Annotated in this window: 13 protein-coding genes, 1 tRNA gene and 3 pseudogenes; 5 read left to right on the top strand and 12 right to left on the bottom strand. The window is 66.4% G+C overall.

From position 1 onward, the window contains the following. Window positions 1-23: 23 nt before the first annotated feature. The 7 genes and pseudogenes from NI18_RS09370 to NI18_RS09335 form a co-directional block, all read right to left on the bottom strand. Window positions 24-659, bottom strand: a complete 636-nt coding sequence (locus tag NI18_RS09370; protein ID WP_306286327.1) for a DUF4198 domain-containing protein — start codon at window positions 657-659, stop codon at window positions 24-26. A gap of 127 nt (window positions 660-786) precedes the next feature. Continuing rightward, complete coding sequence (locus tag NI18_RS09365; RefSeq protein WP_198526978.1) at window positions 787-1,917, bottom strand: ionic transporter y4hA; 1,131 nt, start codon at window positions 1,915-1,917, stop codon at window positions 787-789. Window positions 1,918-2,123: 206 nt separating this feature from the next. After that, complete coding sequence (clpX, locus tag NI18_RS09360; protein WP_037529672.1) at window positions 2,124-3,389, bottom strand: ATP-dependent Clp protease ATP-binding subunit ClpX; 1,266 nt, start codon at window positions 3,387-3,389, stop codon at window positions 2,124-2,126. A gap of 108 nt (window positions 3,390-3,497) precedes the next feature. Then, on the bottom strand, window positions 3,498-4,187 hold the full coding sequence (locus tag NI18_RS09355) for an ATP-dependent Clp protease proteolytic subunit (RefSeq protein ID WP_031396413.1): 690 nt from the start codon (window positions 4,185-4,187) through the stop codon (window positions 3,498-3,500). A 114-nt stretch (window positions 4,188-4,301) separates the two neighbouring features. Continuing rightward, window positions 4,302-5,228 (bottom strand): glycosyltransferase family 2 protein, encoded by a 927-nt coding sequence (locus NI18_RS09350; RefSeq protein ID WP_031438969.1) that lies wholly within the window; start codon window positions 5,226-5,228, stop codon window positions 4,302-4,304. 211 nt (window positions 5,229-5,439) lie between these two features. Then, window positions 5,440-7,082, bottom strand: a pseudogene (gene tig / locus NI18_RS09340) (trigger factor). Window positions 7,083-7,151: 69 nt separating this feature from the next. Continuing rightward, window positions 7,152-7,236: transfer RNA gene (locus tag NI18_RS09335), tRNA-Leu, on the bottom strand. A gap of 123 nt (window positions 7,237-7,359) precedes the next feature. On the opposite strand from NI18_RS09335, the gene NI18_RS26795 reads away from it, so the two are divergent. Genes NI18_RS26795 through NI18_RS09325 form a run of 3 tightly spaced genes read left to right on the top strand, consistent with a single transcriptional unit; the run spans window position 7,360 to window position 8,465 of the window. Next, window positions 7,360-7,737, top strand: coding sequence for a hypothetical protein (locus NI18_RS26795; RefSeq protein WP_306286326.1), 378 nt, complete (start codon window positions 7,360-7,362; stop codon window positions 7,735-7,737). Window positions 7,738-7,797: 60 nt separating this feature from the next. Next, window positions 7,798-8,157: a hypothetical protein gene (locus tag NI18_RS26790; protein ID WP_306286325.1), complete on the top strand. Its 360-nt coding sequence runs from the start codon at window positions 7,798-7,800 to the stop codon at window positions 8,155-8,157. After that, window positions 8,094-8,465, top strand: a complete 372-nt coding sequence (locus tag NI18_RS09325) for a TIGR02281 family clan AA aspartic protease (protein ID WP_306286324.1) — start codon at window positions 8,094-8,096, stop codon at window positions 8,463-8,465. Before NI18_RS26790 ends, NI18_RS09325 begins: the two co-directional genes overlap by 64 nt. 251 nt (window positions 8,466-8,716) lie before the next feature. On the opposite strand, the gene gatB is transcribed toward NI18_RS09325, so the two are convergent. The 4 genes from gatB to gatC are packed head-to-tail and all read right to left on the bottom strand — an operon-like array spanning window position 8,717 to window position 12,391. Then, window positions 8,717-10,198, bottom strand: a complete 1,482-nt coding sequence (gene gatB / locus NI18_RS09320; protein ID WP_037529668.1) for an Asp-tRNA(Asn)/Glu-tRNA(Gln) amidotransferase subunit GatB — start codon at window positions 10,196-10,198, stop codon at window positions 8,717-8,719. Beyond that, window positions 10,195-10,611, bottom strand: a complete 417-nt coding sequence (locus NI18_RS09315; protein ID WP_235188237.1) for a hypothetical protein — start codon at window positions 10,609-10,611, stop codon at window positions 10,195-10,197. The genes gatB and NI18_RS09315 overlap by 4 nt, the downstream gene beginning before the upstream one ends. Then, window positions 10,605-12,089: an Asp-tRNA(Asn)/Glu-tRNA(Gln) amidotransferase subunit GatA gene (gene gatA / locus NI18_RS09310; RefSeq protein WP_031438975.1), complete on the bottom strand. Its 1,485-nt coding sequence runs from the start codon at window positions 12,087-12,089 to the stop codon at window positions 10,605-10,607. The genes NI18_RS09315 and gatA overlap by 7 nt, the downstream gene beginning before the upstream one ends. Further along, complete coding sequence (gatC, locus tag NI18_RS09305; RefSeq protein ID WP_031438976.1) at window positions 12,089-12,391, bottom strand: Asp-tRNA(Asn)/Glu-tRNA(Gln) amidotransferase subunit GatC; 303 nt, start codon at window positions 12,389-12,391, stop codon at window positions 12,089-12,091. Before gatC ends, gatA begins: the two co-directional genes overlap by 1 nt. 127 nt (window positions 12,392-12,518) lie before the next feature. Between gatC and NI18_RS09300 the strand changes: the two are divergent. Both NI18_RS09300 and ruvX read left to right on the top strand, forming a co-directional pair. After that, window positions 12,519-13,629, top strand: a pseudogene (locus tag NI18_RS09300) (DUF3089 domain-containing protein). Beyond that, a complete protein-coding gene (gene ruvX, locus NI18_RS09295) occupies window positions 13,626-14,093 on the top strand; it encodes a Holliday junction resolvase RuvX (RefSeq protein WP_031438978.1) in 468 nt (155 codons plus the stop codon). The pseudogene NI18_RS09300 and the gene ruvX overlap by 4 nt, the downstream one beginning before the upstream one ends. Here ruvX and NI18_RS25025 read toward each other — a convergent pair. Further along, window positions 14,090-15,037 (bottom strand): annotated as a pseudogene (locus NI18_RS25025) (hypothetical protein); the annotation flags it as partial. The gene ruvX and the pseudogene NI18_RS25025 sit on opposite strands and share 4 nt — an antisense overlap.

Raw genomic sequence — 15,037 nt, 5'->3', positions numbered from 1 at the left:
GGCGACGAAGCTGGCCCGCAGTCTCAGGGGAGCGTGAAGCTGGTCGTCGTGATCCGGTGGAGCGTCGTCACCGGCCCGCGCGGCAGGCTGTGCTCGGTCATATCCTTGGCAGCGGCGGACAGGAGGTAGCGGCCCTTCTCGACGAGCGGCGGTGTGATCGCACCCGCGGCGTCGGTGACCAGTTCGGCCGAGACGCGCGTCGGCGAGATCAGCGTGACCTTCGCGCCCGCGACCGGCTTCCCCTCGCGCGTCAGGACGAAGCGCGCCCCGTTCGCGGTCGCGGGTGCGATCTCGAACGGTAATTTGGTGCGCGGATCGGCACGACCGGCGCGCGCATAATAGATGATGCCCTCGCGCTTCCCCGGATCGCCCCAAGGCGCGAACACGTCGTCGTCCCAGACATGCACGTCGCCCGCGGGCAGCTGCGCCTCGAGGAACCCGGCCTTGCGAACCAGCGCAGTCGCGGCCGGCGCGACGATTCGCGGCGTCTTCAGATTGGCGAATTCGGGATCGCCGCCCGCGGGCAGCGGTTCGGCGGGCTCGCCGAGATAGATGCGCGCGGGTCCTGCCCCGTCGCGCTCGACCCAGATTTCATGCGCATCCGCCGCGCCTGCTGCCATCAGCGCGAGCATCGCCGCGCCCATCCATGCCGTCTTCACATCCGCTCTCCCGCTTATCGGGTCAAAACCCGCTGAGGTTATGCTAATGCAAGTCACTCGCGGATACCACCCCAGCCGTCATTTTGAAGAACGTCAGGATGACGGAGTGGGTAACGGATAAGCGCCCCTAGGGCACGACCGTCGTGAACAGATAGGCGGCGAAGATCACGAGGTGGAGGACGCCCTGCAGCACGGTCGTGCGTCCGGTGCCGAGCGACAGCGTCGCCACGAACAGCGACAGCGCGAGCAGCGTCATCCCCTTGGCGTCGATCCCCAGTGCAAGCGGCAGGTCGAGCACGAGCGAGACGATCGCGACGCTCGGGATCGTCAGCCCGATCGTCGCCAGCGCAGAGCCCAATGCAAGATTGAGGCTGGTCTGCAACCGGTTGCGCCGCGCCGCCTTGTACGCGGCGAGGCTCTCGGGTGCGAGCACCAGCGCGGCGATCACCACCCCGACGACGGCGAGCGGCAGGCCTGCGCCGAGCACGGCGGCCTCGATCGTCGGCGACAGCGTCTTGGCAAGCAGGACGACCGACACCAGTGCGGCGAGCAGCATGCCGAACGCGATCCCCGTCGCGCGCTGCGATGGCGGCGCGGCATGTGCGTGCGTCTCGAGGTCCTCGGCGGAGGGCAGGAAATAGTCGCGGTGACGGACCGTCTGGACCAGCACGAACGTACCGTAGAGCACCAGCGAGACGATCGCGACGAACACCAGCTGCGACGGCGCATAGGTCGGCCCGGTCATCGACGAGGTGTAGTTGGGCAGGATCAGCGAGAGAACCGACATCGCCGCCAGCACGCCCAGCGCGGCGCTCATCCCCTTCAACGTGAAACGCTGTTCGTGATGCCGCACCGCGCCCGCGAGTAGGCAGAGCCCGATGATAAAGTTGAGGATGATCATGATCGCGGCGAACACCGTGTCGCGCGCGAGCGCCGCGGCGTCGCCGGCATCCGACAGCATCAGCGACACGATCAGCGACACTTCGATCACCGTCACCGCGATCGCCAGCACGAGCGTGCCGAACGGTTCGCCGACCTTGTGCGCGATGACCTCGGCATGATGGACCGCGGCAAGGACGCTGGCGATCAGTACCACGATCGCCGCCGCCGTCCCGATCGACCCCATCTTGGCGAGGCCGAAGAGCACCGCGACGAGCCCCAGGCCGGGTGCGATCAGCGTCCAGACCGGCAATGCCAGCCGGTCCGGCATCGTCTCCACCACCGTTACCTTCGGTTGTTCAGCCACCTCGATCGTCATGCGGTCTCCCTCGTTGCACTAAGACAACGAATGCCCGACGCCCCGATAAGGGTCCGTCCCGCTGACGATCCACCGCCCACGCGGCCGCGAACGCACGCCCCGTCATCCTCACGTTTGTCAGGATGACGGACAATGAAGCGCCTTCCCGGAACAAAAAAAGGGCGCCGATCGCTCGACGCCCCCTTCCTCACCGGTATCGCCGCGGATCAGGCCGCGTCGCCGGCCTTCTTCTTCTCGGCATAGACGCGGATCGGTTCCTTGCGGCCCTCGATCACGTCCTTGTCGATCATCACCTCGTCGACGCCGTCCATGCCGGGCAGGTCGAACATCGTGTCGAGCAGGATGCTCTCGAGGATCGAGCGAAGCCCGCGTGCACCGGTCTTGCGCTCGATGCCCTTCTTGGCGACCGAGACGAGCGCGTCGTCGGTAAAGCCGAGCGCGACGTCCTCCATCTCGAACAGCTTCTGGTACTGCTTGACCAGCGCGTTCTTCGGCTCCTTCAGGATCTTCACCAGCGCGTCGACGTCGAGATCCTCGAGCGTTGCGATCACCGGCAGACGACCGACGAACTCGGGGATGAGCCCAAACTTGAGCAGATCCTCTGGCTCGACCGACTGCAGCGTCTCGCCGGTCTTGCGCTCGTCCGGTCCGGCGACATAGGCGCCGAAGCCGATCGACTTGCCCTGAAGGCGATCGCCGATGATCTTTTCGAGACCCGAAAATGCACCGCCGCAGATGAACAGGATGTTGGTTGTGTCCACCTGCAGGAATTCCTGCTGCGGATGCTTGCGACCGCCCTGCGGAGGAACGCTCGCCGTCGTGCCTTCCATAAGCTTGAGCAGCGCCTGCTGAACGCCCTCGCCCGACACATCGCGCGTGATCGAGGGGTTCTCCGCCTTGCGGCTGATCTTGTCGATCTCGTCGATATAGACGATCCCGCGCTGCGCCCGCTCGACATTGTAGTCGGAGGCCTGGAGCAGCTTGAGGATGATGTTCTCGACGTCCTCGCCGACATAGCCGGCCTCGGTCAGCGTCGTCGCGTCGGCCATCGTGAACGGCACGTCGAGGATGCGGGCGAGCGTCTGCGCGAGCAGCGTCTTGCCGCAACCCGTCGGCCCGACGAGCAGGATGTTCGACTTTGACAGCTCGACATCGGCACCCTTGGCGCCGTGGTTGAGCCGCTTGTAGTGATTGTGCACCGCCACCGACAGGACGCGCTTGGCGCGCTTCTGGCCGATCACATAATCGTCGAGGACGTCGCAGATCTCCTGCGGAGTCGGCACGCCGCCGTCCTTCTTGGACACCAAAGCCGACTTCGTTTCCTCACGGATGATGTCGTTGCATAGTTCGACGCACTCGTCGCAGATGAAGACCGTCGGCCCGGCGATCAGCTTGCGCACCTCGTGCTGCGACTTGCCGCAGAACGAGCAATAGAGGGTGCTCTTCGAGTCGCCACCGCTCAGCTTCGTCATTCAATCACCTCTCGCGCATGTCGGTGCGCGTGCCGTTTCCGGGGCGGTCATCGTAACGCACCCCGGATATCCTACAATCAAATAAACCCGCCAGGCTTACGATTCGCCTTATGCAGGCTTCGCCGCGTCGTCCGCGGGGGCGGGACGCTTGTCGAAAACCTCGTCGACCAGACCGAAATCCTTCGCCTCGTTCGCTTCGAGGAAGGTGTCGCGGTCCATGCGACGCTCGATCTCCTCGATCGGCTGACCGGTATACTGCGAATAGAGCTCGTTCATCCGCTTGCGGATGCGCAGGATCTCGCGCGCCTGGATCTCGATGTCGCTCGCCATGCCCTGTGCACCGCCCGATGGCTGATGGATCATGATACGCGCGTTGGTCATCGCGACGCGCATGCCGGGTTCACCGCTCGCGAGCAGGAAGCTGCCCATCGAGGCGGCCTGGCCGATGCACACCGTGCCGACGCGCGGACGGATATACCGCATCGTGTCATGGATCGCCATGCCCGCCGTGACGACACCGCCCGGCGAGTTGATGTACATGAAGATGTCCTTCTTCGGGTTCTCGGACTCGAGGAAGAGGAGCTGAGCGGTGATCAGCGAGGCCATGCCGTCCTCGACGCCGCCCGTCACGAAGATGATGCGCTCGCGGAGCAGGCGCGAGAAGATGTCGAACGAGCGCTCACCGCGGTTCGACTGCTCAATAACGATGGGAACAAGGCCTGCTTGCGTCTGCTGCAGGCCGAGCCCGGCGCTGGCCAACGGGCTCGCGAAATCGCCGGTCTCGAACGGATTGTGCATGGAAATCTCTCTTATGCCCCAGTGAACCGCCAACATCGGCGCTCGCACGGGGGAGTTCAAGCCCTGCTACCCGTCAGGAGAACCACCTACCCCCCGTCCCTCGGGGAGAGGGAGTCAGACGCCAGGCGCGGGGTAGGCCAGGTAGGCCAGCCGCCGAACCTCGCGGCGTCCGCGGACGACCGTGTCGAGGATCAGCCCCGTAAAGACGTTCAGCGCGGCAAAGATCCCGAGCCCGGTGATCAGGATCGCGGTCGGGAAGCGCGGCACCTGATGGATTTCGAGATAGGTCAGCACCAGCGGGATGCCGAGCAACAGCGCGAGCAGCGCGAACGCCCCGCCGATCGCGCCGAAGAACCACAAGGGCCGCTCGATCCGGTACAGCGTCATGATCGTCCGCAGGATCCGCCAGCCGTCGGCATAGGTGCTCAGCTTCGATTCGGACCCCTCGGGCCGCGCGAAATAGGGCGTCTCGACCTCGCCGATCGGCATCTTGAGTTCGAGCGCGTGGACGCTGATCTCGGTTTCGATCTCGAACCCCGCCGACAGCGACGGGAAGCTCTTCACGAACCGCCGCGAGAAGACGCGGTAGCCCGACAGGATATCGGTGAAGCTGCGCCCGAACAGCCGCGCGAGCATGCCGGTGAGCAGCGCGTTGCCGAACCGGTGCCCGCGGCGATAGCTTTCCTGGACCTGGCTGATCCGCGATCCGACGATCATGTCGAGCTGCTCGTCGAGCACGCGCGCGACCAAAGCCGGCGCGGACGCCGCGTCATAGGTCGCGTCACCGTCCGCCATCACATAGATATCGGCATCGATGTCCGCGAACATCCGCCGGACGACCGCGCCCTTGCCCTGGATCCGTTCGGTCCGGACGACGGCACCGGCTGCACGGGCGACCGCGACCGTCCGGTCGGCGCTGTTGTTGTCGTAGACGTAGATCGTCGCGCCGGGCAGCGCGGCGCGGAACCCCGCTACCGTCTGCGCGATCGCGGCCTCTTCGTTGTAGCAGGGCAGCAGGACGGCAATTCTCGGTTCGGTCATGCCCTGCCCTGTACAGTCGAAGACGGCGTAACGATCAACGCGTCTTCCAATCAACGCAAATCCCCGGCGGCGGCAGGGGCCCAGTTGGGGAAGGTCCATAACGAAGCTTTGCGCGCCGTCACAGCAACCTTTCCAACTGGACCCCGGCCTCCGCCGGGGAAGTGGCCCGAAAACGGGGGGAGTGCCTCAGCGAAGAGGCACTCCGATCGGCTTACGCCTCGGTCTTGGTCGCAGCCTTCTTGGCGCGCGGCTTCTTGGCCGGCGCGTCGGCAGCTTCGGTGCCCTCGGCATTTTCAGCCGCGACCGGCGACGATTCCGTTACCGCCGTCTCAGCCTCGACCGGAGCCGCCTTCTTCTTGGCGGGAGCCTTCTTGGCAGGCTTGGCCTCGTCCGCGGCGTCCGAAGCGGGCGCCTCGTCGGTCACCGCTGCGTCGTCGGCAGGTGCTGCCTTCTTCTTGGCGGCAGCTTCTTCTTCGGCTTGTGGTTGTCATGGTCATGCACGTGCGTGCCGCTGGCGAAACCGTCCTCGCTCTCGATCGCAGCTTCCAGCTCCTCGCGGGTGGCTTCGCGGTCGGTGATCTCGGCCTTCTCGAACAGGAAGTCGACGACCTTGTCCTCGTACAGCGGGGCGCGCAGCTGGGCAGCGGCCATCGGCTCGGACTGGACATACTGCATGAACTGCTGGCGCTGCTCGGCGGGATACTGCTGGGCCGCCTGGGCGAGCAGACGCTGCATTTCCTGGTTGGACACCTCGACGCCGTTCGCCTGGCCGATCTCGGACAGGAGCAGGCCGAGGCGCACGCGACGCTCGGCGATCTTGCGGTAATCGTCGCGCTCGCCTTCCATCTCGGCCATCGCGGCCTCGGGATCGGCTTCGTGCGTGGCTTCGTGCTGGAGCTGCGACCAGATCTGGTTGAACTCGGCTTCCACCATCGACGGCGGAACCTCGAAGTCATGACCCTCGGCGAGCTGGTCGAGCAGCTTGCGCTTCATGTGCGTGCGCGTGAGCCCGTTATGCTCCTGCTCGATCTGACCCTTGAGCAGGCCCGAAAGCTGCTCGAGGCTCTCGAGACCCAGCGACTTGGCAAGATCCTCGTCGATCTTGCTCTCGCCCGCGGTCTTGACCGACTTGACGGTGATGTCGAACGTGGCCGGCTGACCCGCGAGCGACTTCTCCTGATACTCCTCGGGGAAGGTCACGTTCAGGACCTTCTCCTCGCCGGTCTTCACTCCGACGAGCTGATCCTCGAAGCCGGGGATCAGACGTCCTGCACCGAGCTCGACGCCCATGTCGGTGCCGGTGCCGCCGTCGAACGCGACGCCATCGGCGGTCTTGCCGACGAAATCGACGGTGACGAGATCGCCCATCGCCGCGGCATAATCGTCAGCGGCGTCGTCCCACTTCTTCTGCTGGTCGGCGAACTTCTGGAGCTGCTCGGTGACCGCCTCGTCGGCGACGGGCACGGTCAGGCGCTCGAGCTTCAGGCCGTCGATCGCGGGTGCGGGGACCTGCGGCAGGACCTCCATCTCGACCTTGACGACCGCGTCCTTGCCGAGGTCATAGCCGTCTTCCAGCTCGACCGAGGGCTGCATCGCGGGACGCAGCTGCTTTTCGGCGACAAGGCTCTGCACGCCTTCCTGGATCGCGGCGTTCAGCGCGTCCTGCGTCAGCGCGGGGCCGTGCATCTTGCGGATGAGGTTTGCCGGCACCTTGCCCGGACGGAAGCCCGGCATCTTCATCTGCGGCGCGAGGCGCTTCAGCTCGACATCGACCTTCGAATCGATATCCTTCGCAGTGATGGTGAGGGTGTAGGCGCGCTTGAGGCCCTCGTTCAACGTCTCGACAGTCTGCATGTCCGGCCTTTGTCTAAAAGAGCATTCGGGAAAAATTCATCTGGCGGTCGCCCCGCCAGTGCGGCGGAGTGGTGCGGGCGAAGGGACTCGAACCCCCACATCTTGCGATGGCAGGACCTAAACCTGCTGCGTCTACCAGTTCCGCCACGCCCGCACAGGACATCGCCGTAGCGGGCGCGTCTATACCAACGTTGTATCCCGGGGCAAGCACGCAAGGTAAGTCGGTGAGCAACTCGATACGATCGTGCGCGTTGATGCGGAAGAAGGAGAGAGCATCATGGCTACCCAACCCCCTGCAGAATTCCCGACGCCCTCGTCGCCTGCCGAGCCGACGACGCCGCCGCCCGAGTTCAATCCGCCCGCGCCGGACATCGACGTTCCCGATCCGGGCGCGCCCTCGACCGATCCCGCCCCCCATCCAGCCAGAGTTCTGATCATGGCCGATCCCCATGCGGGCACCAATCCCGAAACCCGCCCCGAGGACCGTGACGCGGACACGCGCAGCGACATCGAGCAGGCGGTGCAGTCGCGCTCCGACGCGGTTGAACGCGGCGAAGGCGGCGACGAGCCCGAGACGTTCACCAAGACGGGCATGCCCGACGGCGTCGGCGGAACCGGCGGCGTGATCAAGAACCAGGATTCGGACGCGCAATAAGCCGCACCGGTCAGCAACCATAAATGCGGGGGTGGATAGCACAGGCTGTCCACCCCCTTCTTGCAGGAACCGCCCATTTCTACGCCCGCCAGCACCCCGCTTTTCGGGCTGCTCCCCGACCTGGCCCAGCATCAGACGCTGTACGTGGCGCTCGGTGTCGCGGTGCTGGTCTTCGTCCTCGCGCAGCGGATCCCGATCCTGCGGACGGTCGTCAATCTCGTCATGACGCTGGCGCTGGTCGGTCTGCTGTTCGTCGCGATCGGCCAGCGCAGCCAGTTCGATCCCTATCTCGCAAGATCGCCAAGTTGCTGCGGATCGAGGACCAGACGGTTGTCGGTGGCGAGGTGCGGATCCGAATGTCCCCCGACGGGCATTTCTGGGCGCGGGCGCGGATCGACGGGGTCGAGCGCCGGTTGCTGATCGACAGCGGTGCGACGATCACCGCGATTTCGACGAAGACGGCCGACGCGGCCGGGATCGATGCGCGAACGAGCGTGGTGCCGATCGTGCTCCAGACCGCCAATGGTGCGATTCCCGCGCAGTCGGGCCGGATCGGCGAACTGAAGCTCGGCGCAATCGTCGCCCGCGACCTTCAGGTGGTGGTGTCGCCCGCGTTCGGCGACACCAACGTGCTGGGGATGAACTTCCTGTCGCGACTCGCATCGTGGCGGGTCGAGGAGAATGTGCTGATCCTGGTGCCGCATCATCCGCAGAAGGTGGAGACGTAACGCGGAGCTGAGAGCCTCCACCCCGGCGAAGGCCGGGGTTCAGTTGGGAGGTCGAGGTAACGGAACGCAGCGCCTGATCAGCGACGTTTGCCAACTGGACCCCGGCCTTCGCCGGGGTGGTGCCGAGGGGGAAGTTACTCACTAGTTCCTCGTTCCCCCGCGGAGGCGGGGGCCCAAGAGTCCAGCAGCGTCGCGCGCGGTTACCCTGGACTCCCGCCTTCGCGGGAGAACAGAGACCGGGAGAACAGGGCTTACGGCGCCACCGAGTCCCCGAGCGCGCTCTTCAGCACTTCGTTCACCACCGCCGGGTTCGCCTTGCCGCCCATCGCCTTCATCGTCTGGCCGACGAAGAACCCGAACAGCTTGTCCTTGCCGCCGCGGTAATCCGCGACCTTGTCCGCGTTCGCGGCCATCACCTCGGCGATGACCTTCTCGATCGCGCCGGTGTCGCTGGTCTGCTTCAGCCCGCGATCCTCGACGACCTTGGCCGCGCCGTCGCCGGTCTCGAGCATCACCTCGAACACCTGCTTGGCAAGGCTGCCCGACAGCGTACCATCGGCGATCAGCCCGAGCAGTTCGGCTGCCTGCGCCGGCGACACCGGCGAGTTGGCGATGTCCCTGCCCGTCCGGTTGAGCGCACCGAACAGCTCCGACGTCGTCCAGTTCGCCGCCGCCGCCGGCTTCACGCCCGCATCGAGCAGCGCGTCGAACCAGCGCGCCGCCTCGACCTCGGCGGTCAGCACCGTCGCCTGATAGGCGGTGATCCCGAGCGCCTCATACCGCGCGCGCTTCGCATCAGGCAGTTCGGGCAGCGACGCCCGGCATTCCTCGAGGAACGCATCGTCGAGCACCAGCGGCAACAGGTCGGGATCGGGGAAGTAGCGGTAATCATGCGCGTCTTCCTTCGACCGCATCGACCGCGTCTCGTTGCGATCGGGATCGTAGAGCCGCGTCTCCTGCACGATCTTGCCACCGGCCTCGAGCACCTCCACCTGGCGCCTGGCCTCCTGCTCGACCACCGCCATCACGAAGCGCACCGAATTAACGTTCTTCGTCTCGGTCCGCGTGCCGAGCTCGTCGCCGGGCTTGCGCACGCTGACATTGACGTCGGCGCGCATCGAGCCCTCTTCCATGTTGCCGTCGCACGATCCGACATAGCGCAGGATCGACCGTAACTTGCGCAGATACGCGCCCGTCTCGGCCGGCGATGCGAGATCGGGCTTCGACACGATCTCCATCAGCGCGACGCCCGAGCGATTGAGATCGACATAGGACTGGGTCGGATGCTGGTCGTGCATCAGCTTGCCCGCATCCTGCTCGACATGGATGCGCTCGACGCCGATCCGCTTACCCGCGGCGTCAGGGTTCTTCTCGTCGAGGCTGATGTCGATCGCGCCTTCGCCGACGATCGGATGATAGAGCTGGCTGATCTGATAGCCCTGCGGCAGATCGGCGTAGAAGTAATTCTTCCGGTCGAACCGCGACCATTTGTTGATCTGCGCCTCGATCGCCATGCCGGTGCGCACCGCCTGGCGGATGCACTCGCGGTTCGGCACCGGCAGCATGCCGGGCATCGCCGCGTCGACGAGGCTGACCTGTGTGTTGGGCTCGGCCCCGAACGCGGTCGCCGCGCCCGAGAACAGCTTGGCGTTCGACGTCACCTGCGCGTGGACTTCGAGGCCGATCACGACCTCCCACTCGCCCGTGTCGCCCTGAATGCGATAGTCGCTCATATCCGGTTCCGATGATGAATATAGTTGATCGCGGTCAGTGCCGCGTTGCTGCCGAGCAGGCCGACCACCCAGCATGCCGAAAGAATACGCAGGATCGCGCCCTCGAAACCGAGCACCAGCGCCTCGTGATGCGCGGCCGCGGCGGCACCGCCGGCCAGCACCAGGAACACCGCGCCCAGCCGGTAATCGCCGCGCAAAATCACGCTGTTGCCAACGCAAAGGCACAGGATGAACACCGCGAGCCCGAGAAAGAAGCGCGCGAGCACGGCGTGATCGAACGGCCGGTTGTCGATCTCGGTCAGCGACACGCCGACATAGGCGCTGAGGATCGCCCCGAACGCGACGTTGAGCGCGTTCTGCGCTTCGCGCAGCACGGCGACGTTGCGCGTGACGAAGGCGCGATCGGTTACCACCACGCCTCGGGCCGGGCAGTGAACCCCGCCCGCTGCTCGATCGCGAGCCCGGCGTTCAGCACGCCCTGCTCGTCGAGCGGCTTGCCGATGATCTGAAGCCCAAGCGGCAGCCCCTGCTTGTCGAGACCACCCGGCACCGACATCGCGGGCAGACCCGCGAGCGACGACGGCACGGTGAAGACGTCGTTCAGATACATTGCGATCGGATCGGACGACTTTTCACCAAGCGCGAACGCCGCCGATGGGGCGGTCGGGGTGAGCAGGACGTCGCACGTCTCCCACGCCTTTTCGAAATCGCGCGCGATCAGCGTCCGGATCTTCTGCGCCTGCGTATAGTACGCGTCGTAGTAGCCGGCCGACAGCACATAGGTGCCGATCATGATGCGGCGCTTCACCTCGGGACCGAAGCCGTCGGCGCGGGTCGCGGCGTACATGTCCTGCAGCCCCGAGCCCGCGGGCAGGTCGCGGATGCCGTAGCGCACGCCGTCATAGCGCGCGAGGTTCGACGACGCCTCGGCTGGCGCGATGATGTAATAGGCGGGCAACGCATATTTGGTGTGCGGGAGCGAAACCTCGACGATCGTCGCGCCGGCGTCCTTCAGCCAGTCGATGCCCTTCTGCCAGAGCGCCTCGATCTCCTCGGGCATGCCGTCGACGCGGTATTCCTTGGGGATACCGACGCGCAGGCCGGCAAGGCTGGCCGACAGACCCGCTTCCCATTTCGGCACGTCGAGCTGGAGCGAGGTGCCGTCCTTCGCATCGAACCCGGCCATCGCCTCGAGCAGGATCGCGCAGTCGCGCACGTCGCGCGCCATCGGCCCAGCCTGGTCAAGCGACGAGGCGAACGCGATCGTCCCCCAGCGCGAGCAGCGGCCATAGGTCGGCTTGATGCCGCTGATGCCGGTAAAGGCGGCGGGCTGGCGGATCGAACCGCCAGTGTCGGTGCCGGTCGCGCCGGGGCAAAGCCGTGCGGCGACCGCCGACGAGGAGCCGCCCGACGACCCGCCGGGTGCGAGCGCGGCGTTGCCGCCGTCGTTGCGCTTCCAGGGTGAGATCACGTTACCGAACGCGGAGGTCTCGTTCGACGACCCCATCGCGAACTGGTCCATGTTCAGCTTGCCGAGCATCCCCGCGCCCGCATCCCACAGATTCTGCGAGACGGTCGACTCATAGGTCGGCGTGAAGCCTTCGAGGATATGGCTCGCCGCGGTCGTCGTGACGCCCTTGGTGCAGAACAGGTCCTTCATGCCGATCGGGACGCCGGCCAGCGGCTTGAGCGTCTCGCCGGCGGCGCGCGCGGTATCGGCGGCGGTGGCGGCGGCGATCGCATGGTCGGGCGTCTCGACCAGGAACGCGTTGAGCGCCTTGGCCTGGCTCACCTTGACGATGAACGCGTCGGCGACGTTGCGCGCCGAAAAGCTGCCGTCGCGCACGCCGTCGCGGATGCCGGCGATGCCGAGATCGGTAAGGTCGGTCATTATTCGATCACCTTGGGCACGGCGAAGAAGCCGTGCTCTGCCACGGGGGCGTTGGCCAGGACCTGCTCGCGGATATTGCCGCCGGTCAGCGGATCAGCGTTGACGACGTCGTCGCGCAGCCGCAGCGTGTTGGGGATGACGGCGGTCATCGGCTCGACGCCGGTCGTATCGACCTCGCCCAGCATCTCGATCCAGCCAAGGATGTTTCCGAGTTCGGGCGCGATACGCGCGGCGTCCTCGTCGGTGATCGCGATGCGCGCAAGGCTCGCGATCCGCTTCACGGTTGCAGTATCTACGGACATGGCGCTCGGCTAGCACCGCGCGGCGCGAGCGCGCAACACCCTTCGTGTTCCCCCGCGGAAACGCACCCGTTGCAACCGCGCCGCGCATGCGGCACGGGGACGGCACCGCCTGCACGGAAGGTCCCGCTTGGCCCGCAAGTTTCTCTATTTCGTTACCGCGATGATCGTCCTCGCGATCGCCGCGCTGCTCGCCTATCGCCTGTTCGGGACCGAGCTGATGCGGATCGCGATGGTCCCGAGCGAGACGTTCCAGGCGCAGCGCAAGGCGCCCGCGAACATCTATGCGCGCAAGATCCTGTGGCTCGCGCGCCCCGATCGCCCCGGCAATCCCGCGCTCTGGACACCCGAAGCTATGCGCCCGGGGACCCCGGGGAACGGGCGCGGCGATCTTCTTCATCCACCCGACCTCGTACATCAGCCGCGACCACTGGAACGCGCCGATCGACGATCCCGAGACCAATGCCCGAGCCGAACTGTTCCTGCGCGGCCAGGCGAGCGCGTTCAACGGCGCGGGCGACATCTGGGCGCCGCGCTATCGCCAGGCGACCTTCGGCGCGTTCCTGACCAGCGAGGCCGACAGCGAACGCGCGCTCGCGCTCGCATACGGCGACGTCACCGCCGCGTTCGACCGGTTCCTCAAGGAAGCCGGCCCGACCCGCCCGATCATCCTCGCCGGACACAGCCAGGGCGCGCTCCACCTCACCCGACTGCTGCGTGACCGGATCGCGACCGACCCGAAACTGAAGGCGCGGATCGTCGCCGCCTATGTCGTCGGCTGGCCGGTCTCGCGCGTCACCGACCTGCCGCGGATGGGCCTGGCCGAATGCCGCAGCGCCGACCAGACCGGCTGCATCCTGTCATGGGAAAGCTTTTCCGAGCCCGCCGATCCGTCGCTGGTCGTCGAGACCTATGACCGGACCACGGGGTTCGACGGGCAGCCGCGCAAGGGCACGCCGATGATCTGCACCAACCCGCTGACCGGCACCGCCGATGCGAGCGCGCCCGCGACCGCCAATCTCGGCACGCTGGTCCCGTCCGCCGACCTGTCGAGCGCGACGCTGTCGGTCGGCAACGTGCCCGCGCGCTGCGGCAACCGGGGTATCCTGCTGATCGGCGAGGGCCCCGATCTCGGGCCTTACGTGCTCCCCGGGAACAACTACCACGTGTACGACTATCCGCTGTTCTGGGCGAATGTGCGCGCGGACGCCAACCGCCGTCTTGCGGCGTTCACGCGATGATCACGGTCTCCCCCGCGCAGTTTCGCGATGCGCTCCCGAATGGCGGACGGCTGATCGGCCTCGACGTCGGCACCAAGACGATCGGCACCGCGCTGTGCGATGCCGGTTGGTCGTTCGCGAGCCCCGCCTTGCTGATCCGCCGCACCAAGTTCCAGAAGGACAAGGCCGCGCTTGCCGAGATGATCACGGCGCAGAAGGTCGTCGGGCTCGTCATCGGCCTGCCGATCAACCTCGACGGCAGCGAAAGTCCGCGCTCGCAATCGACGCGGGCGTTCGCGCAGAACCTGAAGGACATGGGGCTGCCGATCCTGCTCCAGGACGAACGCTGGTCGACCGTCGCGGTCACGCGCACGCTGATCGAACAGGACGCCAGCCGCGCCAAGCGCGCCGAGCTGGTGGACAAGATGGCGGCGGCGTACATCCTCCAGGGCGCGATCGACGCGCTGGTGACCGCGCAGATCTAGCGGACGACGCGGCGCCCCGCCACGCGGTACAAAGTCGACGTCCCGTTGGTCCACACGACGCGCAAGTCCGCGGCCTGCGCAGCCCCCGGTGGATACCCGATCGTCCAGACATGCGTGAACGCCGCGCGCGGGAAGCCGGCGATCGCTGCGCTGAAGTTGGACCCGATATCGGAACATTGGGCAGGAAAAACGCTCTGACTCGGATCGGCGAGATAGGGGGCGGCGGCCTGATGCCGGATGCTCAGCAGTTGCTGGCCCTCGATCACCCACTGAACGTTGGTGAAGACGTCGCGCCGGACGATCGCCAGCCCGGGCAGGTGATCGCGCCGCAGATCGGTCCATGCGCCAAAACAGGGCCGTGCGACCAGCGAAAGAACCGCCGCGCCGCGCGGGATTGCAGCAATGGCGGAAAGCTCGCTTTGCTGCTCGGCAGAGCGCTCGACAAAACTCAATGTCGTGCCGCCCAGTCGGACAACGACGAACAGCACCGCCAGCCACGCGGTCGTTCGTGTCGTCTTCCCGGTCACCGGCGGCGCGATCGCGATCAGCGCGAGCATCACCATGGCGGGCGCGATCCGCATGTCGACATAGGCGCCCCCCATCAACAACCTTGGCAGTAAAGCGAACGCCGCCAGACACGCCAGCGCAGGCCAGCCGAGGATCCGCGAAAACCGCCAATCACGGCTGCGCGCTGCGGCATAGAGGACAAGGACGGGCGGGATCAGCGACAGAAGGTCGAACGCCTGCCACCGGTCCCTGAAGATCGACAGGATCCACCCGACCTTGGCGGGCATGTTGAACCAGTCCGACGCACCGAGCCCGGCTTCCCCGTGCCCGGACCCAAGCCCCGCTTGGAAGGCCATGATACCCAGCGGCCCCGCGAGCGGCAGGCACTGGGTGATGGTCCCGCCGAGCGCTGCGCCCCAGCCCCGCCCGCCGCCCGC

The organism is Sphingomonas sp. Ant20, from assembly GCF_000783375.1.
GTDB lineage: Bacteria > Pseudomonadota > Alphaproteobacteria > Sphingomonadales > Sphingomonadaceae > Sphingomonas > Sphingomonas aerolata.
The sequence above is the reverse complement of the archived record's forward strand: the minus strand, read 5'-3'. Positions and strand labels throughout refer to the sequence as shown.